Source organism: Micromonospora foliorum (assembly GCF_022229015.1).
GTDB classification, from domain to species: Bacteria; Actinomycetota; Actinomycetes; order Mycobacteriales; family Micromonosporaceae; genus Micromonospora; species Micromonospora foliorum.
This window is the reverse complement of the sequence record NZ_JAKKFF010000079.1, coordinates 1-17623: the sequence shown is the minus strand read 5'-3', so window position 1 is coordinate 17623 and position 17623 is coordinate 1. Positions and strand designations below refer to the sequence as shown.

The 17623-nt window shown below is 73.0% G+C and carries 17 protein-coding genes and 1 pseudogene; 13 read left to right on the top strand and 5 right to left on the bottom strand.

From position 1 onward, the window contains the following. The first annotated feature begins 10 nt into the window (after positions 1-10). From PSH25_RS07625 to PSH25_RS07595, 7 genes are all read left to right on the top strand, one after another. Entirely contained in the window at positions 11-1393 is a 1383-nt protein-coding gene (locus PSH25_RS07625; RefSeq protein WP_238658321.1) for an efflux RND transporter periplasmic adaptor subunit, read from the top strand. Then, entirely contained in the window at positions 1390-2346 is a 957-nt protein-coding gene (locus PSH25_RS07620; RefSeq protein WP_238658320.1) for an ABC transporter ATP-binding protein, read from the top strand. Before PSH25_RS07625 ends, PSH25_RS07620 begins: the two co-directional genes overlap by 4 nt. Then, positions 2343-3527, top strand: coding sequence for an ABC transporter permease (locus tag PSH25_RS07615; RefSeq protein ID WP_091402733.1), 1185 nt, complete (start codon positions 2343-2345; stop codon positions 3525-3527). The genes PSH25_RS07620 and PSH25_RS07615 overlap by 4 nt, the downstream gene beginning before the upstream one ends. Positions 3528-3740: 213 nt before the next feature. Further along, positions 3741-3950: a helix-turn-helix domain-containing protein gene (locus PSH25_RS07610; RefSeq protein WP_007465625.1), complete on the top strand. Its 210-nt coding sequence runs from the start codon at positions 3741-3743 to the stop codon at positions 3948-3950. Positions 3951-4219: 269 nt separating this feature from the next. Beyond that, a complete protein-coding gene (locus tag PSH25_RS07605) occupies positions 4220-4321 on the top strand; it encodes a 30S ribosomal protein bS22 (RefSeq protein WP_007465623.1) in 102 nt (33 codons plus the stop codon). Between the two features lie 122 nt (positions 4322-4443). Further along, positions 4444-5520 carry an NAD-dependent epimerase/dehydratase family protein gene (locus tag PSH25_RS07600; protein ID WP_238658319.1) on the top strand — a complete coding sequence of 359 codons (1077 nt, stop codon included), beginning with the start codon at positions 4444-4446 and terminating at the stop codon, positions 5518-5520. Between the two features lie 55 nt (positions 5521-5575). Continuing rightward, positions 5576-6658, top strand: coding sequence for a lysophospholipid acyltransferase family protein (locus PSH25_RS07595; protein WP_238658318.1), 1083 nt, complete (start codon positions 5576-5578; stop codon positions 6656-6658). A gap of 46 nt (positions 6659-6704) precedes the next feature. On the opposite strand, the gene PSH25_RS07590 is transcribed toward PSH25_RS07595, so the two are convergent. The 3 genes from PSH25_RS07590 to PSH25_RS07580 form a co-directional block, all read right to left on the bottom strand. Then, the gene (locus tag PSH25_RS07590) at positions 6705-7574 is read right to left on the bottom strand and encodes an HAD family hydrolase (protein WP_238658317.1); all 870 of its coding nucleotides are present in this window, start codon (positions 7572-7574) and stop codon (positions 6705-6707) included. 126 nt (positions 7575-7700) lie between these two features. Then, positions 7701-8570, bottom strand: a complete 870-nt coding sequence (locus PSH25_RS07585) for a DUF5667 domain-containing protein (protein ID WP_238658316.1) — start codon at positions 8568-8570, stop codon at positions 7701-7703. Between the two features lie 289 nt (positions 8571-8859). After that, on the bottom strand, positions 8860-9816 hold the full coding sequence (locus PSH25_RS07580; protein WP_238658315.1) for an ECF subfamily RNA polymerase sigma factor, BldN family: 957 nt from the start codon (positions 9814-9816) through the stop codon (positions 8860-8862). 586 nt (positions 9817-10402) lie between these two features. Between PSH25_RS07580 and PSH25_RS07575 the strand changes: the two genes are divergently transcribed. The 3 genes from PSH25_RS07575 to PSH25_RS07565 are packed head-to-tail and all read left to right on the top strand — an operon-like array spanning position 10403 to position 12937. Next, a complete protein-coding gene (locus PSH25_RS07575) occupies positions 10403-12010 on the top strand; it encodes an AMP-binding protein (RefSeq protein ID WP_238658314.1) in 1608 nt (535 codons plus the stop codon). Next, positions 12000-12254 carry a glutaredoxin family protein gene (locus PSH25_RS07570; RefSeq protein ID WP_238658313.1) on the top strand — a complete coding sequence of 85 codons (255 nt, stop codon included), beginning with the start codon at positions 12000-12002 and terminating at the stop codon, positions 12252-12254. Before PSH25_RS07575 ends, PSH25_RS07570 begins: the two co-directional genes overlap by 11 nt. A 20-nt stretch (positions 12255-12274) precedes the next feature. Continuing rightward, positions 12275-12937, top strand: coding sequence for an HAD family hydrolase (locus PSH25_RS07565; RefSeq protein ID WP_238658312.1), 663 nt, complete (start codon positions 12275-12277; stop codon positions 12935-12937). On the opposite strand, the gene PSH25_RS07560 is transcribed toward PSH25_RS07565, so the two are convergent. Together PSH25_RS07560 and PSH25_RS07555 are read right to left on the bottom strand one after the other, a co-directional pair. Next, positions 12918-13571, bottom strand: coding sequence for a response regulator transcription factor (locus PSH25_RS07560; RefSeq protein ID WP_030329744.1), 654 nt, complete (start codon positions 13569-13571; stop codon positions 12918-12920). The genes PSH25_RS07565 and PSH25_RS07560 overlap by 20 nt on opposite strands. A gap of 58 nt (positions 13572-13629) precedes the next feature. Further along, complete coding sequence (locus tag PSH25_RS07555; RefSeq protein ID WP_238658311.1) at positions 13630-14934, bottom strand: sensor histidine kinase; 1305 nt, start codon at positions 14932-14934, stop codon at positions 13630-13632. A gap of 371 nt (positions 14935-15305) precedes the next feature. Between PSH25_RS07555 and PSH25_RS07550 the strand changes: the two genes are divergently transcribed. The 3 genes and pseudogenes from PSH25_RS07550 to PSH25_RS07540 all read left to right on the top strand — a co-directional run. Continuing rightward, positions 15306-16076: a redox-sensing transcriptional repressor Rex gene (locus PSH25_RS07550; RefSeq protein ID WP_030329747.1), complete on the top strand. Its 771-nt coding sequence runs from the start codon at positions 15306-15308 to the stop codon at positions 16074-16076. Then, complete coding sequence (locus tag PSH25_RS07545) at positions 16073-17470, top strand: glutamyl-tRNA reductase (protein ID WP_238658310.1); 1398 nt, start codon at positions 16073-16075, stop codon at positions 17468-17470. The genes PSH25_RS07550 and PSH25_RS07545 overlap by 4 nt, the downstream gene beginning before the upstream one ends. Continuing rightward, positions 17467-17623: pseudogene (locus PSH25_RS07540) on the top strand (hydroxymethylbilane synthase); the annotation flags it as partial. The gene PSH25_RS07545 and the pseudogene PSH25_RS07540, both read left to right, overlap by 4 nt.

Here is a 17623-nt window from a genome sequence, read left to right as displayed (position 1 = left end):
CCATCGATGGGTGCGCCGTCCTCAGTCGTCACGGCCCGCCGGCACCACGCGGCCCCGCCTGCTCATCGCCCTGACCGCCGTCGTCGTCCTCACCGCCACCACCGCCGCGTCCTGCGGCGACGAAGGCCCCGACCTCGCGCTCGCCTCGGCCACTCGTAACCCGGTCACCGAGGTGATCGACGCGCCCGCGACGGTGACCGCCCGTGCCGCCGCCACCCTGACCGCTCCCGCCGACGGCACCCTGGCCAGCCTGCGCGTCCAGCCTGGACAGCGGGTCAAGCGCGGTCAGGTGCTGGCCGTGGTCGACTCACCGAACGCGCAACAGCGCCTCCGTCAGGCGAAGGAGGCGCTGACCGCCGCGAAGCGCGCCGGCCGAGGCGTCGGAACGGGCAGCCTGACCAGCAGCCGGCGCGGCACCGACAAGGCCGCCGCCGAGGCGTTCGACGCGGCCCGGAAGGCCGCCGAGAAGATCGCCGACCCGCAGCTACGGGACGCGCTGCTGACCCAGGTGACCTCCGCGCAACGCCAGTACGCGGCCGCCGCGCGCAGCGCCGACCAGGCGGTACGCGCGGTGCAGCGGGGGATCAACGGGTTGAGCTCCGCCGTCGGCGCCCTCTCCGCGGCGCAACGCCTCCAGGCCCAGCAGGCGTACGACCTGGCGAAGGCGACAGTCGACGCGCTGACCCTGCGGGCCCCGATCGCCGGGGTGGTGCAGCCCGGCGGCACCCGGGCCGGCGGTGGCGCGAACGCTGGTCTGGCCGGTCTGTTGGAGCAGGCCGGTGGCGCCGGCCTCGACCCGTCCGTGTTGGCCCCCAGCCAGGGCGGTCCGCCGGCCGGCGTGGACGACGCGGTCGCGGTCGGTGGTCAGGTCACCGCCGGCACGCCGGTGCTGACCGTGGTGGACACCGGACAGCTGGGTCTGCTCGCCGAGGTGGACGAGACCGACGTGCTGCTGGTCAAGGCCGGCGTGACCGCCACGGTCGAGCTGGACGCCGTCACCGGCGCCAGCTACGACGCCACCGTCCGGTCGGTCGACGTGCTTCCCACCAACTCCGCGCAGGGCGGGGTCACCTATCGGGTACGCCTGGCGCTGGGCGCCGGAAAGCTGGCCGAGGACGAGCCGGCCCCGACCCCGCGCCCCGGCATGAACGCGATCGTGCACCTGCGGGTACGCGAGGCCGCGGACGCGGTGACCGTCCCCGCCTCGGCGGTGTTCTCCGCCGACGGGCGGGACGCGGTCTGGGTGGTCCGTGACGGTAAGGCCGACCGTGCGTCGGTGACGGTGGGCGTCCAGGGGTCCGACCTGGTGCAGATCCTCAACGGCGTGCAGCCCGGCGACCGGATCGTGGTGCGCGGCGCCGACCAGGTGCGCGACGGCCAGGAAGTCCGGTGACCGAACCCGCGGTCGCAGACTCACGCGGCGACCGGCCGGCAGGGGAGCGCGTCCCGGCCATCGAGGCGGTGGACGTGTCCCGGACGTACCAGCTCGACGGGGTGTCGGTGGAGGCGCTGCGCGGCGTGTCGCTCACCGTGCAGCCGGGGGACTACGTGGCCCTGGTCGGGCCGTCCGGCTCGGGCAAGTCCACCCTCATGCACCTCCTCGGTGGGCTGGACCGGCCCACCGGTGGTCGCCTGGTGATCGGCGGGCGGGACGTCAACGCCCTCGCCCCGCCGGAGATGGCGACCCTGCGCAACGAGACGATCGGCTTCGTCTTCCAGGCATTTCACCTGCTGCCGCGTACCTCGGCGGTGGAGAACGTGGCGTTGCCCCTGGTCTACCGGGGGGTGTCGGCCCGGCAGCGGCGGGAGCGGGCGGCGGCGATGCTGGGCCGGGTCGGCCTCGGGCACCGGCTCGACCACCGACCCAACCAGATGTCCGGCGGTGAGCAGCAGCGGGTGGCGATCGCCCGCGCGCTGGTCACCGAGCCGACGGTGCTGCTGGCCGACGAACCCACCGGCAACCTGGACAGCGTCACCGGCGCCGCCCTGCTGGAGCTGTTGGAGCAGTTGAACGCGGAGTCCGGGGTGGCGCTGGTGATGGTCACCCACGACCAGGAGGTGGCGGCCCGAGCCCACCGCCGGATCACCATGCGCGACGGCGTGGTCGTCGCGGACAGCGCCGCGAGCGCACACCCGCCGAGCGCGGGCACCGCCGACCTGCCCGCTCATGATCGACCGCCGTCCGTTGATCACGGTCGACCTGCGACACTTGTCTCCGCTCCCAGCGCGGAGCCCCGGTCCGCGTCCGGAAGCGGCCCGGGGCACCCGTCCGGTGGCTCCGGTGGCGCCGCCGGAGCCACCGGGCGCCTTCCGCACGACGTCGAGCGGCCCGGGGGTACGCCATGAGGGTCGCCGAGGCGTGGCGGGTGGCGCTGGACGCCCTACGGGCCAACCGGCTGCGCAGCGCGCTGACCATGCTCGGGGTGATCATCGGGGTGGCCTCGGTGGTCCTGCTGGTGGCCATCGGCACCGGCACCAAGCAGAAGGTCGAGCAACAGGTCGAGGGCCTCGGCTCCAACCTGCTGCTGGTCGTACCCGGCCGGATCGAGGTGGGCAACGCGCCTGTCGTCTCGCCGCTGACCCTCAAGGACGTGGACGCCGTCACCCGGGTGGTCGGCGACCCTGATCGGGTGGCGGTCACCGTCGCCTCCGGGGCGACCGCGCGGGCCGGAGCCCGTTCCGACTTCACCACCGTGCAGGGCGTCCTGGAGACGACCCCGGCGGTGTTCACCCGGTCGCTGGCGCGCGGACGCTACCTCACCGGCACCGACGTGGACACCAGCCGACGGGTGGCGGTGCTCGGCGACTCGGTCGCCCGTGCGCTCTTTCCCGACCGGGACCCGCTCGGCCAGCAGGTGGCGCTGGCCGGGGTGCGGTTCCGGGTGATCGGCGTCTTCGCGCCGCTGGGGCAGAGCCTCGGCGTCGACCGGGACGACGAGGTGCACGTGCCGGTGACCGCCGCGCAACGACTCTGGGGCACCCAGCGGGTCGACGGCATCGCGGTGAAGGCGCCGGACCGGGAGCGGATCGACGAGCTGGGCGAACGGATCGTCGCCGAGCTGAACCGCCGTCACCCGGACACCGAGTTCAGCGCGGTCACCCAGCAGCAGATCCTCGGCGTGCTCGGCGACATCCTCGGTGTCCTCACCGGCGTACTGGCGGCCATCGCCGGCATCTCCCTGCTTGTCGGCGGCGTCGGCGTCTCCAACATCATGCTGGTCAGCGTCCGGGAGCGGACCCGGGAGATCGGGCTGCGCAAGGCCGTCGGGGCACGTCCCCGCGACATCGGCGTGCAGTTCCTGCTGGAAGCGGTGCTGCTCACCACGATCGGCGGGCTCACCGGAATGGCGCTGGGCGTGGGTACCGCCCTGCTTGTCGACGCGCTGTCGCCGATCCCGGCCGCGATCACCTGGTGGTCGTTGGCGCTCGCCTTCGGCGTGTCGGCGGTGGTGGGCATCGTCTTCGGGGTGGTTCCCGCGCAGCGCGCCGGCCGTCTCGACCCGGTGGTCGCGCTGCGCACCGAGTGAGCAGCGGCCGGAGCAACCGGACGGCGGACGCGCACAGGCGGATACCGGGAGCACGGATCGGGTGAACCGGCCACCGAAGCATGATCAGTTGCAGGAAGGGATCGCGCCGGTCACAACCGCCCCGCTACCGTACTGATAACACGCGCGTCGCCGGCCCGGCCCGGAGCATCCGTCGGGTTGGCACGCGCCGGGCATGGGATGGGTCGGTGAGCCATGGCCGGGTCACAGTCCGACGGACGGCTGTCGGAGGTCAAGTTCCTGACCGTCGCGGAGGTGGCGACGGTCATGCGGGTGTCAAAGATGACGGTCTATCGCCTGGTGCACAGCGGTGAGCTCACCGCCGTCCGGGTCGGCCGGTCATTCCGGGTGCCCGAGCATGCGGTGCACGAATATCTCCGGGGTGCCTTTCAGGAGACCGCCTGAGCCACCGCCCGCCCTCCGATCGCCGGCTGACCGGCATCGGTGAGCGTAAGGAGTGGGCCTGTGCGCGCCGCGGTCGCGAACCAAAGGCAGCCGCGACGGGGGCGCGTTGGTCCGGCTGAGGCCCTGCGGCTACCCTGGAGCCCGACCGAGACCCCACCGGTGCGCCCCGCCGCCCAGACTGGTCCGGTCCGTTGTCCGCAAGCGGTCGCCGTCGCCACCTGGGTGGTGTCATCCGGTCCGCCCCGCACGTTGTATCGAAAGGCTGTCGTATGGGCTCGGTGGTCAAGAAGCGCCGTAAGCGCATGGCTAAGAAGAAGCACCGCAAGCTGCTGCGCAAGACCCGCGTCCAGCGTCGCCGTCTCGGCAAGTGATCGCCGCCGGGCTCCAAGCCCGGCGTTCGGCGTCACTTGCCAAACTGTCGACCTCCGGAGGCTCAGGTGATCAGGCCGTGGTCGTCCCGGCTCGGTCCATCCTGCCGGGGTAGGTGCGTCAGATGACCCCCGGTGGCACCTCAGGTGCTCCGGGGGTCGTCGTCGTCACCGGAGTGGGCCGCTACCTGGGTGCCCACGTGGCGGCCCGACTGGCCGCCGACCCGCGTATCGAACGGGTCATCGGGGTCGACGCACCGGACTCCGGCACCGAGTTCACCGATCTGCTGGACCGGGTCGAACGGATCCGCGTCGACAACGGGGCGCTCGGTGGCCTCCTCGCCGACCTGGACGTCGACGCGGTGGTGCACCTCGCGCTGGTCACCTCACCCGACCCGCAGCATGGTGGCCGGTCCGCGATGAAGGACCAGAACGTCATCGGCAGCATGCAGATGCTCGCCGCCTGCCAGCGGGCACCCCGGCTGCGCAAGCTCGTGGTCCGTTCCTCGACCGCCGCGTACGGGGTGTCGTTCCGGGATCCGGCGGTCTTCACCGAGGAGACCGAGCCCCGCGAGGTGCCGCGCGGCGGTTTCGGCCGCGACATCCTCGACCTTGAGGGGTACGTGCGTGGCTTCCGACGCCGCCGGCCCGACGTCACCGCCACGGTGCTGCGCTTCGCCCCGTTCATCGGCTCGACCGCCGACACCACGTTGACCCGCTACTTCTCGCAGCCGTTCGTGCCGACCGTCTTCGGCCGCGACCCCCGCCTGCAGTTCCTGCACTTCGACGACGCGTTGGAGGTGCTGCACCGGTCGATCGTGGAGGACCATCCCGGCACGTACAACGTCGCCGGCCCCGGGGTGCTGTCGCTGTCCCAGGCGATCCGGCGGGCCGGCCGGGTCGCCGTGCCGGTGCTGGAGCCGGGTCTGTCCGGGGCCGCCGCGCTGGCCCGCACCATGGGCTTCGGCCGCTACGGCCTGGACCAGGTCGACCTCTTCGTGCACGGCCGGGTGGTCGACACCAGCCGGCTTGAGCAGGAGTACGGCTTCACACCCCGGTCGACCGCCGAAGCGTTCGAGGACTTCATCCGCGCCCATCACGGTGGGGTGGTGGTCACGCGGAATCAGCTGGCCGCCGCCGAGCAACTCGTCCTGGACGGCATCCGGCAGGTCCGCGCAGCGGTGCGGGAGCGGTCATCATGAGCGCGAGGAGTGAGCCGGGTTTGCGAGCCCCGCAGTCGCGAACCGAGGTGGCACCATGAGCGGGCCGGACGAGAGGCGCGACCCGCAGTCGGTCGGGCGTTTCGACGTACCCGAGCAGGTGCCCGCGCCGGACGCGGAGCCGGCGCGGCGCAACGGACATCGACCGGCCGCGCAGGCCGCGCCGACCCGGACTGCCGCGCCGACCCCGACTGCGACGCCGGCCGCGACGCCCTCGGCTGACGAGGGCGACGCCGGGTTGCCCGGGGGCACCGAGCCGGCGGTGTCGGACCGGCCCGGGGACCACTGGGACCGCAAGGTCGCGAACGGGCTGGCGTTCCTGCGTCGGCGGCTCTCCGGTGACTACGAGGTCGACGAGTTCGGCTTCGACTCGGAGCTGACCGACGCGGTCTTCCACCCGCTGCTGCGGCTGCTCTACCGGGACTGGTTCCGCACCGAGGTCAGTGGGGTGGAGAACGTCCCCGTCGACGGGCCCGCCCTGGTGGTCGGCAACCACTCCGGGACGGTGGCACTGGACGCCCTGATCCTCTCGGCGGCGCTGCACGACAAGCATCCCGCCCACCGCTACCTGCGGCTGCTCGGCGCCGACCTGGTCTTCCGGATGCCGGTGGTCTCCGAGCTGGCCCGCAAGACCGGCGGCACGGTGGCCTGCAACCCGGACGCCGAGCGGCTGCTCGGCGGCGGCGATCTGGTCGGTGTGTTCCCGGAGGGCTTCAAGGGCATCGGCAAGCTCTACGCCGACAGGTACAAGCTGCAACGCTTCGGGCGGGGCGGGTTCGTCTCGGCGGCGCTGCGCACCGGCACCCCGATCGTGCCCGTCGCCATCGTCGGCGGCGAGGAGATCTACCCGATGCTCGCCGACATCAAGCCCCTGGCGCGGCTGCTGAAGCTGCCCTACTTCCCGGTCACGCCGACATTTCCGCTGCTTGGCCCGTTGGGCATGGTGCCGCTGCCCAGCAAGTGGCTGATCGAGTTCTGCCCGCCGATCCCCACCGCCCACCTGACCGACTCGGCGGACGACCCGCTGGTGGTCTTCAACCTCGCCGACCAGGTGCGGGAGACCATCCAGCAGACCCTGCACACGCTGCTGGAGCGACGACCCGACCCGTTCGGCCCCTAGGGCGCGGGGCGCGCCGAGGCTTCGACACCCGCCCTGAGTGGGTGTCTCAGCCGGCGCGGCGGCGGCGCTGGAGGGCCAGGCCGGCGGTGACCGCGCCGGCGACCAGCCCGGCCGCCGCGGTCGACGGTACGGCGATCTTGACCGCTCGGCGGCCGGTGCGGAAGTCCCGCACCTCCCAGCCGTGCTGGCGGGCCTCCCGCAGCAGGGCGCCGTCCGGGTTGACGGCCACCGCCCGGCCCACCGAGCAGAGCAGCGGCAGGTCGTTCGCCGAGTCGCTGTAGGCCGCGCAGCGGGCCAGCTCGAGCCCTTCTACGGCGGCGAGCTGGGTGACCGCCTCGGCCTTGGCCGGCCCGTGCATCAGGTCACCCACCAACCGCCCGGTGTACGCCCCGTCCAGCACCTCGGCCACCGTGCCGATGGCGCCGGTCAGGCCGAGCCGGGCGGCGATCACCCGGCCGATCTCGACGGGGGCGGCGCTGACCAGCCAGACCCGCTGACCGGCGTCCAGGTGACGCTGCGCGAGCTGGTGGGTGCCGGCCCAGATCCGGGGGGCCATCATCTCGTCGAAGATCTCCTCGGCGAGGTGTTCGACCTCGTTGACCCGCCAGCCCTCGACGAAGGCCAGCGCCGCCTCCTTGGCCAGGGACATGTCACCGGCGTGCTCCCGGGCCAGCAGCCGGAAGCGGAGCTGCTGCCAGGCGAACCGGGCCAGGTCGGCGGTGGTCAGGTAGTTCCGGGAGGCGAGCCCACGGGCGAACCAGTAGATCGACGCGCCCTGCATCATCGTGTTGTCCACGTCGAAGAACGCCGCGGCGGTCGGGTCGGGTGCGCTGACCAGGGCCAGGTCGGTCTCCGCCCAGCCCGCGGTGTGCCCCTCGGCGTCGGTGCTGACCGTCACCTTACGGCTACGCGCCACGCGATTCCCTTCCTGACCGGTACGACGGATGCTCCCTCGCGAGGGTATCCGCCGTAGACGGGCGACCGGCCGGGCACACAGCGAACTGTGGCTCGGCCGGCCGGACGTGCGGTATAGGGGCGCGGGTCAGCGAGCCCCGGGGCAGGCGCTCGGGTCCGGGCCGAGGGCGTCGCTGGCGGTCGGTGCCGGCAGGCCGCAGGTGATCGCCGCGCGCAGGTCGTCCGAGCGTTCCCGGATGCTGTCCAGCAGCAGCAGCGACCGCTGGGTCCGTTCCCGGTCGACCCGGGTGCTCCCGTCGAGCAGGCCGCGTACCGCCCGGCGCTGGCTCGACACGAAGGTGTTGAGGGTGTCCAGGCTGCCCGGCTCGGCCCGCTGCACCGCGGCCGAGGTCAGCAGACGAACTCCCTGCCGGCTGTCGGCGTCCATGTCGTCGAGGACCGCGCTGTAGCCGATCCGGTCACCGCGCAGCTTGGCGGCTTCGCCAACCCTGGTCCGGGCGAAGTCCAGGAAGAGCTGGCCGCGGCTGATGTCGGAGCTGGCCAGGGCGAGCTGCGCCCGTTCGGTCGAGCGCTTCATGCCGTACAGCGCGTCACCGGGCACCGCGTTCTCGCTGGCGGCGGAGATCCCGGAGACGGCGATGGCCCCGGCGGCGATGCCGACCAGGATCGCGCCCCGGGCTCGGGCCCGCCGGGCGGTGACCGCCGGCAGGAGTCGCCCGCGGGCGGCCGTCGCGGCCGGTTCACTGACCGCCGCTGGTGTGGTGCCCAGCCCTTCCCGCTCGGCGGTGGCGAGCAGCATCGCTCGCAGACCGGTGCGGAAGTCCTGGTCCACCTCGACAGCCGGGGGGTCGACGCTGAGCCGTTGACCCACTGCGACGAGTGGCGCGAGTTGACCGTCCACACGAGAACGCACGTGGTGTCGTCGAGCGCCGTTGGCCTCGTCGAGAAGCTGCGCGAAGCGCTCCGCGCGCCGGCGGGAGAAGAGGGTGTTGTCCACCGCAGGCACCTCCTCTCGCTGGTCACGGCCGGTCGGCCGCCGTCGTTGCCAGCGACCGGGCGGCAGTGTGACACCACGGAGGTGAGGTGCCGCCGGCGTGCCGGTCGGACCTCGGTGACCCGGGCCTGCCGGGACTTCCACCGGTCGCACCCGGAGAAACGCGGCGGACCGGGCACGGGTTACGGGCCTGGCGGAGCCGAAATTACAGAAAGTGATGGCCATCACCGGGCGGGACCGACTCTGAGCTGCGCGAACGTTGATCGACGTCCGTCGGTCCCGCCGTAACAAACTACGGCTGGAAGCCGTCGGGCAGGAGGCGGGCCAGGGCGCGGACGGCGCGGTACTGGAGGGCCTTGATGGCTCCCTCGTTCTTGCCCATCGCGCGGGCCGTCTCGGCGACCGAGAAGCCCTGGAGGAAGCGGAGCACGATGCACTCCTGCTGCTCCGGGTTGAGCTGCTTCACGGCCGTGAGGAGCGCGACGTTGGTGATGTGCTCCACCACCGCCGCCTCCGGGCTGCCCTCCGGGCCCCGGTCCTCCCGGTCGGCGTCGAGCACGTCGCCGGTGGTGACCTCCAGCCGGTACCGGCCCGACTTGAAGTGGTCCGCGACGAGGTTGCGGGCGATCGTCACCAACCAGGCGCCGAGGTCGCGGCCCTGCCAGGTGAAGCTGCCGATCCGCTTGAGCGCGCGCAGGAAGGTGTCCGAGGTGAGATCCTCGGCGAGTTGCCGGTTGCCGACCCGGAAGTAGACGAACCGGAAGACGGTGTCCACGTACCGGTCGTAGATCAGACCGAACGCCTCGGACTCGCCGGCCTGGGCCCGCTCGATGAGCGTCCAGACCTCGGTTGCCGGGTCGGACGGGTCCGGGCGGCTCGGGAAACCGGTCGGGGTGGTGGCGGTGGTGGCGGGCACTGCCGGGATCACCGCTGTCTCACCCGCCGCCGGGTCGGTGGTGACCGCCGGTGTGTCGGTTACCCGACGACCCTGCACGGGCATGGTGGGTCGGGGCGGCACGACGACCCGGCCGCCGGCCGGCTTCGCGTTTCCACCGGGCACCGCGGGCCGCGGCGGTGGCTCGTTGTGGTGTGGCCGGCTGCGGGTCCGTTGCGCCGCGCCGTCGCCCCGCACGACGCCGTTGTGCTGCTCGTCCAGTGGGGCACGGGCCGCGGGGCGTTCGTTGATGTGGGAGCGGGCCGGTTGACCGGTCAGGCCGACCGGGCGTTCCGCGTAACCGAAGGTGGTCACCGTGTTGCCCCCGTCCCGTCGGTCGCCGGGCGGGCCGGTCTAGGTCTCGTCGGGACGGACCGACCGGGTGACCGGTCGGGCAGGACGGTCGCGGGAGTTGCCGACGGGCGGCAATTCCCCTGGAGGTGCTGGTCCAATGCGCTCACAGGCACGGGGGCCTCCTCGGGCTGAGGGGTGTCGACTCACGGCAAATGGGGTGACCCGACCCGAGTGATGATAGGGCCAACGTCACCCGCGCGTGGCAAGTCCGTTACACAAGGCGGAAGTATTTCCCGCTCCCCCGCACCGGCGGCGGACCGGTTGTCCGTCGTGTGCGATTGACTTTCCGTCGGCCTGGTGTTCCACGATGGATGCCCAGGTGGGAGGCGTGTCGCCCGTTCGGCTGACCCGGCGCGCCGGCCGGTTGGCCGGGGGCGGCCGAACTGCCCGTGGCCGGCGTCGCACGTCCCATCGACAGGACCTGATCGGATCGTCGATGGCACACGGGACAGTCCCGTACATGGGACTGTTGCGGCGGCGCCCTCCGGGCGTGGCCCCGACCGTCGGGCGTGGCCCGTCGCCGGCCGCTGTGCCAGACTCGATCACCGTGCAGGACGCCTCGGAAAGCCCCGCGCCGAACCTCGCCGACCGGGTCCGCCGGGCGGCTCTCGACCGCGCCGACCGGCCCGCGCTGCACTGGCGGGAGCACACCCTCAGCTGGTCGGAGCTGGACGCCACGGTGGACGCGGCCGCCCGCGGCCTGTCCGCCGCCGCGCCACCCACCGACCCCGGCGGTACGCCACCACGCGTCGCCATCGCGCTGCCCAACACACCGGACTTCGTGATCGCCTGGCTCGGCGCCCTCCGCGCCGGGCTGGTCGCCGTGCCGGTCAACCCCGGCTTCACCGCCCCCGAGCTACGGCACGTGCTGGCCGACTCCGGCGCGTCGGTGCTCATCGCCACCGACCGCGTTCGGGACCTGGTCGCCGGCGTGGCCGCCGAGCTGCCCGCGCTGGCCCACGTGTACGGCACGCCACCGACCGCCGAGGCGGCCGGACCGGCCCCCCGCCCTCGACGAGGCGGCGCCGACCTGGCTGTACTGCTCTACACCTCCGGCACCGAGGGGCGGCCCAAGGGAGCGATGCTCTCGCACCAGGCGCTGCTCGCCAACCACGAACAGGTCGCGGAGATCGAACCGCCGGTGGTCGGGCCGACGGACACTGTTCTCCTCGCGTTGCCGCTGTTCCACGCGTACGGGCTCAACTCGGGGCTCGGCGCGGTCGTGCACCACGGCGCGACCGGAGTGCTGCTCGACGAGCCCGGCCCGACGGCGGGGCTGGACGAGGTTGCGCGGCATCGGGTCAGCGTGCTGGTCGGCGTACCGTCGATGTTCCTGACCTGGGCCGGTGCGGCCACGGCCCGCGCGGCGACGGCCTCGGTGCGGGTGGCGGTCTGCGGCGCGGCGCCGCTCGAACCCGCGGTCGCGGCGCGCTTCACCGAGGTCACCGGGCACCAGGTGCACATCGGGTACGGCCTCACCGAGACCGCGCCGGTGCTCACCTCCACCCTGGTCGGCGGCGTGGCCAAGCCGGGCTCGATCGGCCGGCCGCTGCCCGGGGTGCGACTACGCCTGGTCGGCGCCGACGGTGCGGACCTGTGGCGCGACGGGCTGGCCGTCCCCGACGACGACCCGGATGAGCTGGACATCTCCGACGTGGCGCCGGGCACCGACCCGGGGCAGATCGTCGTGTGCGGCCCCAACCTCTTCACCGGCTACTGGCCCGACGGTCGGGGCGGCCCGGACGCCGAGGGTTGGTGGGGCACCGGTGACGTCGCGTACGCCGACGAGGACGGCGACCTCTTCCTGGTCGACCGGCTCGGCGAGTTGATCCTGGTCAACGGGTTCAACGTCTATCCGCGCGAGGTCGAGCTGGTGCTCGCCGGGCACCCCGGGGTGGTCGAGTCGGCGGTACTGGGTGTGCCGCACCCGCGGACCGGCGAGACTGTGCGGGCGTACGTGGTGCCAGTGCAGGGTCGACCGGTGACCAGCGAGGAGTTGCTGGCCCACTGCGCACGGAACCTGGCCCGGTTCAAGTGCCCGACCGCCGTCGAGTTCGTCGACGCCCTGCCGCACTCGGCGATCGGCAAGGTACGCAAGACCCAGCTCCGGTCGGCGCCGCCGACCGACCGCACGGAGGTAACCGATGTCCACTGACGCCCGGCTCGCCCTGATCACCCGACCCGGCTGCCACCTGTGCGACGACGCCAAGGCGGCGCTCGACCGGGTGGTGGCGGTCACCGGCGACAAGTGGGTCGAGTGGGACGTCACCGGCGACGAGGGGCTGGAGCGGGAGTACGGGGACCGGCTGCCGGTGGTGATGCTCGACGGCAAGGAGCACGGCTACTGGCGGGTCGAGGAGGACCGGCTGCTGCGGGACCTGACCACGCCGCAGCTCTGACGGGTGCCTATGGTGCTCTGATGACCCCTGCACCCCCGCACCTCGTCTGGGACTGGAACGGCACCCTGCTCAACGACCTCAGCCTGGTGGTGTCCGCCACCAACGTCGTGTTCGCGAGTCTGGGTGGGCCGACGGTCACCCCGGAGGAGCACCGGGTGCGGTTCCGCAGGCCGATCGCCGAGTACTACGCCGAGGTGCTCGGGCAGGCCGTGGACGACGACGAGTTCGGCCGACTGGACAAGATCTTCCACGACGCGTATCGCACCGGGTTGACCACCTGTGAGCTGGCCGCCGACGCGCGCGCCGCGATGGCCGCCTGGCCGGGCAGCCAGAGCCTGCTGTCCATGTGGTTCCACGAGGAGCTGGTCCCGACCGTGCACACGTACGGGTTGACCGGCCACTTCGCCCGCGTCGACGGGCTGCGGGCCACGGTCGGCGGTGGACGCAAGGCGGAGTCACTCCAGCTGCACCTGGCCGAGCTGGGCGTGGACGGCGCCGCGGTGGTGCTGATCGGCGACTCCATCGACGACGCGGACGCGGCCCTCGCGGTGGGCGGCCGTGCCGTGCTCTACACCGGTGGGTTCACCGACCCGGCCCGGCTGCGCGCCTCCGGCCACCCGGTTGCCGACAGCCTCACCGACGCGGTGGCCCTGGCCCGGGAGATCAGTTCCGCAGATAGGTGAGGACGGCCAGCACCCGCCGGTGCTGTTCGGTGTCCGGCGGCAGGGTGAGCTTGGTGAAGATGTTGCGCACGTGCTTCTCCACCGCGCCGTCGCTGACCACCAGGGCGCGCGCGATGGCGGTGTTCGAGCGTCCCTCGGCCATCAGGGCGAGCACCTCGCGCTCACGGGGGGTCAGCTCGCGCAGCGGGTCGTCCCGGCGACGCCGGGCGAAGAGCTGACCGACCACCTCCGGGTCGAGCACCGTGCCGCCGCCCGCCACCCGGCGCAGCGCGTCCAGGAACTCGTCGATCGCGGCGACCCGGTCCTTGAGCAGGTAGCCGATCCCGCCGCCGGCGCCGCCGGTGGTGGCGAGCAGATCATCGGCGTACGAGACCTCGACGTACTGGGAGAGCACCAGGATCGGGGTACGCGGCACCAGCCGGCGTGCCTCCACCGCAGCCCGCAGCCCCTCGTCGGTGTGCGACGGCGGCATCCGGACGTCGACGATCGACACGTCGGGGCGGTGTTCGACCACGGCCTCGACCAGGGCGTCACCGTCCCCGACGGCGGCCACCACCTGGTGTCCGCTCTCGGTCAGCAGCCGGACCAGCCCCTCCCGGAGCAGGACGGCGTCGTCGGCGATCACGATGCGCATGGCTGTGTTGTCTACCACGTCCGGCCCGTTCCACGGGTTCGACGCAGTGCCGGAGCGCTCACAGCGGCAGCTCGGCACGGATCTCGGTGGGGCCGCCGGTAGGGCTGACCACCATCAGTTCGCCACCGGCGGCCCGGACCCGGTCGGCGATGCCGGCCAGCCCGTGCCCCTTCGCCAGGTGCGCCCCGCCCTGCCCGTCGTCGCCCACCCGTACCTGCAGGTGGGTGCCCTGCCGGGCCACGGCCACCGTGGCCTCGGTGGCCCGGCTGTGCTTCGCGACGTTGGTCAGCGCCTCGGACACCACGAAGTACGCGGTGTTCTCCACCGCCGGGTCGAGCCGTCCGGCCGGGGTGCCGAGCTGCGGGTCCACCTGAAGCTCGATCGGGATCAGCCCGCGACCGGCGATCGCGGCCAGGGCGCTGGGCAGGCCACGGTCGACCAGGATCGGCGGGGCGATGCCCCGGGACAGCGCCCGCAGCTCGGCCAGCGTGTCCCGGGTCTGGGTGACCGCCTCGTCGATGGTGCGGCCGGCCGCCTCCGGGTCCGAGGCGAGCTGCATCCGGGCCCGGCTGAGGTCCATGGCCAGCCGGACCAGGCGCTGCTGGGGGCCGTCGTGGATGTCACGTTCCAACCGGCGCAGCGCGGAGGCCTCGGCGGACACGGCGGCGCGCTTCTGCTCCTCCAGCACGGTGATCCGGTCGCGCATCTCGGCCACCCCGGTCAGCATGGCCTTCGCGAAGCTGGCCTGGAGCAGCGCGCACCCCCGCACCACGATCGGCAGGGTGATCAGGAAGAACACCCCGAGCGCGGTGTACAGGCCGATCCGGGCCGTGGTCGAGTCGCCCAGGCCGAGCAGCTGCGCCAAGTCCTGGTCACCCTCGCCGTCGGCCCGGGGCAGGGCCCAGTCGTAGGCCCAGTAGAGCGAGCCGGTGATCGCCGCGGCCCACCAGGCCAGCGTCACCACGAAGGTGCCCACCGCCGCGATCAGCCGCAGGATGCCGTGCGCCAGGTCGAGCCAGGACTGGGCGTCCCGCATCGGCACGAAGATCCGCCGCCAGGCGTTCGCGCCGGCCTCGGGCAGTCGGTAGTGCGGCCGGATCCGGGGTTGGTGGAGCACCGCGGGCAGTCGCAGCCGCTCGACGTCGGCCAGCCCACGGGCGGCGTACAGGGTGCCGCTGAGGATCGGCAGGCCGATCACCGTGACCACCAGGCCGATGCCGACCGCGAGGCCGACGATGAGGACGACGAAGCTGGCCACCGCCAGGGGCAGGCCGAGCACCACGTACCCGGAGTCGACGAAGAGTTGGCGGGGGATGCTCGGTGCCAGCGTCGGTCGGTCGCTGGTGGCGGCAACGGCGGTCATGCCTCAAAGGCTAGGCAGTTGGGCTCGGTGTCCCCATCCCGAAACCCCGCCTCTCCTCCGTAGTGCTGCCCCTACCACCGGCGGGACGACCCGGGGAAGGGTCGGCGCGGGATTGGTCAGAGAAGTCGGGATTGAGTAATAATCGCCCGGGCGGTGAGCGGACCAGGCCGTTCAATCGATCTTGTGGAATGGAGGTGCTGGTGGGGTTGCGGCACGCAGCGACAAGATCGCGATTTGTGCACGTCTTCACAAGCGCCTACGCTGTGACTCCGACGCGCCCTGCTAGCACAGCCGGCAACCTCGGTCGCCAGCGGGAGTCCATAAACGGCCGACCAGCGGAGTTGGCCGAGGATCGCACCGCACGGAGTCTCATGAGTCAGCACCGTCACCCAGGCGCGCCCGGCCGCGCCGGTGCCGTACCAGCGCTCCCGGATCTGCCCGAGGCGACCGTCGCTCGGCTCCCGGAGTACCTGCGCGCGCTGCACAACCTCGCCGACACCGGGCACGAGACGGTCTCCAGCGAGGGGCTGTCCGCCGCCGCCGGGGTCAACTCCGCCAAGCTCCGCAAGGACCTCTCCCACCTCGGCTCGTACGGCACCCGGGGCGTCGGCTACGACGTCGCGCTGCTGATCGAGCAGATCGAGTATGTGCTCGGGCTCACCCAACGCCGGGCGGTCGCCCTGGTCGGCGTGGGTAATCTCGGTCACGCCCTGGCCGGCTACGACGGCTTCGCCAGCCGGGGCTTCCGGATCGCCGCACTGCTCGACGCCGATCCCTCCCGGGTCGGTGAGGAGATCAACGGCCTGGTAGTCCGGCATGTCGACGACCTGCCGACGGTCGCCGCGGAGGAATCCCTCGCGATCGGCGTGATCGCCACCCCGGCCGCCGCCGCCCAGCAGGTCGCCGACCAACTGGTCGCCGTCGGCGTGACGAGCATCCTCAACTTCGCGCCGTGCGTACTCTCGGTTCCGGAGGGGGTCGACGTGCGCAAGGTCGACCTCGCCATCGAGCTGCAGATTTTGTCCTTCCACGAGCACCGCAAGGCGTCGCTGACCGCGCTGCCCGCCACCGGCGGGTCCGCGCTCACCGCCCTGCCCGGCGGGTTCGCGGCCACCGACACCCAGGAGGCGATCGGCACGTGAAACTGCTCGTCGTCGGCGCGTCCTACCGGACCGCCCCAGTCGCCACGCTGGAGCAGCTGGCCGTGCCTCCCGCCGACCTGACCCGCACACTGGACCGCCTGGTCGCCCAGCCGTACGTGGCCGAGGCGGTGATCGTCTCCACCTGCAACCGGGTGGAGGTCTACGCCGCCGTGTCCGGTTTCCACGGTGGGCTCGGCGACGTCTGCGCCGTGCTGGCCGAGCAGGCCGGCAGCTCGCCGACGGCGCTCGCCAGCCACCTGTACGTGCACTACGACACCGCCGCCGTGGACCACGTCTTCCGGGTCGCCACCGGTCTGGACTCGATGGTGGTGGGCGAGGCGCAGATCCTCGGCCAGCTGCGTGACGCGTACCACTGGGCCACCGGCGCCGACTCGGCCGGCCGGCTGCTGCACGAACTGATGCAGCAGGCGTTGCGGGTCGGCAAGCGGGCTCACGCCGAGACCGGCATCGACCGAGCCGGCCAGAGCGTCGTCACCGCCGCGCTGCAGCTTGCCGCCGGGCACCTCGACGGCGACCTCGTCGGCCACCCGGCCCTGGTGGTCGGTGCCGGCGCGATGGGTTCACTCGGGGTGGCCACGCTGTCCCGGCTGGGCGCCGGGCCGCTCACCGTCAGCAACCGGGGCGCCGACCGGGCCGTCCGGCTCGCCGAGTCGTACGGGGCGAGCGCCGCGCCGATGACCGAGCTGGCCGACACCCTCTCCACAGTGGACATCGTAGTGGCCGCCACCGCGTCCACCGAACCGGTCCTCACCCGGGCGGTGGTCACCGCGGCGCTGGCCGAACGCGACCCGGCCCGGGGCCCACTGGTCCTGCTCGACCTGGCCGTCCCGCGCGACGTCGAGGAGGGCGTCGCCGAGCTGCCCGGCGTCGAGGTGATCGACATCGACCGGATGGCGGCGCTGCTCGCCGACGGTCCGGCGGCTGCCGACGCCGCAGCCGTCGAACGCATCGTGCTCGCCGAGGTGGAGGGCTTCCTCACCTGGCTGCGTGGCGCCGACGTGGCACCCACCGTGGCCGCGCTGCGTGGTCGGGCCGACGACGTGGTCACCGCCGAGCTGCGCCGGCTGGCCCAGCGTCGCCCCGACCTCGGCGACGACCTGCGGGCCGAGGTGGCCCGCACGGTGCACCGGGTCGTGCAGCGGCTGCTGCACCAGCCCACCGTCAAGGTCCGCCAGTTGGCCGCGGAGCCCGGCGGCGACCAGTACGCGGCACTGCTGCGCGAGCTGTTCGACCTCGAGGTGCCGCAGACCTCGCCGGTGGACACCGTCCCGGACGTGCTGACCCCCGACCTCGGCATGGCGCTCCCCGGCACCGACCCGGTGTCCGGAGCCGACGCCGCCGAGCCGACCCCACCCACCGGAGGTGCGCGATGACCGCCCCCCTGCGCCTCGGCACCCGGGGCAGCGCCCTGGCGATGGCCCAGTCCGGCCAGATCGCCGAGGCGGTGACCGCCGCCACCGGCCGCCCCGTCGAGCTGGTCGAAGTGGTCACCGCGGGCGACCGCTCCAGCGCGCCGGTGCACCGGC

Coding starts and splice junctions, on each gene's coding strand:
- PSH25_RS07615 (WP_091402733.1), top strand. CDS start 2,343: ATGAGGGTCGCCGAGGCGTGGCGGGTGGCGCTGGACGCCCTACGGGCC.
- PSH25_RS07610 (WP_007465625.1), top strand. CDS start 3,741: ATGGCCGGGTCACAGTCCGACGGACGGCTGTCGGAGGTCAAGTTCCTG.
- PSH25_RS07605 (WP_007465623.1), top strand. CDS start 4,220: ATGGGCTCGGTGGTCAAGAAGCGCCGTAAGCGCATGGCTAAGAAGAAG.
- PSH25_RS07600 (WP_238658319.1), top strand. CDS start 4,444: ATGACCCCCGGTGGCACCTCAGGTGCTCCGGGGGTCGTCGTCGTCACC.
- PSH25_RS07595 (WP_238658318.1), top strand. CDS start 5,576: ATGAGCGGGCCGGACGAGAGGCGCGACCCGCAGTCGGTCGGGCGTTTC.
- PSH25_RS07570 (WP_238658313.1), top strand. CDS start 12,000: ATGTCCACTGACGCCCGGCTCGCCCTGATCACCCGACCCGGCTGCCAC.
- PSH25_RS07565 (WP_238658312.1), top strand. CDS start 12,275: ATGACCCCTGCACCCCCGCACCTCGTCTGGGACTGGAACGGCACCCTG.
- PSH25_RS07560 (WP_030329744.1), bottom strand. CDS start 13,571: ATGCGCATCGTGATCGCCGACGACGCCGTCCTGCTCCGGGAGGGGCTG.
- PSH25_RS07555 (WP_238658311.1), bottom strand. CDS start 14,934: ATGACCGCCGTTGCCGCCACCAGCGACCGACCGACGCTGGCACCGAGC.
- PSH25_RS07550 (WP_030329747.1), top strand. CDS start 15,306: ATGAGTCAGCACCGTCACCCAGGCGCGCCCGGCCGCGCCGGTGCCGTA.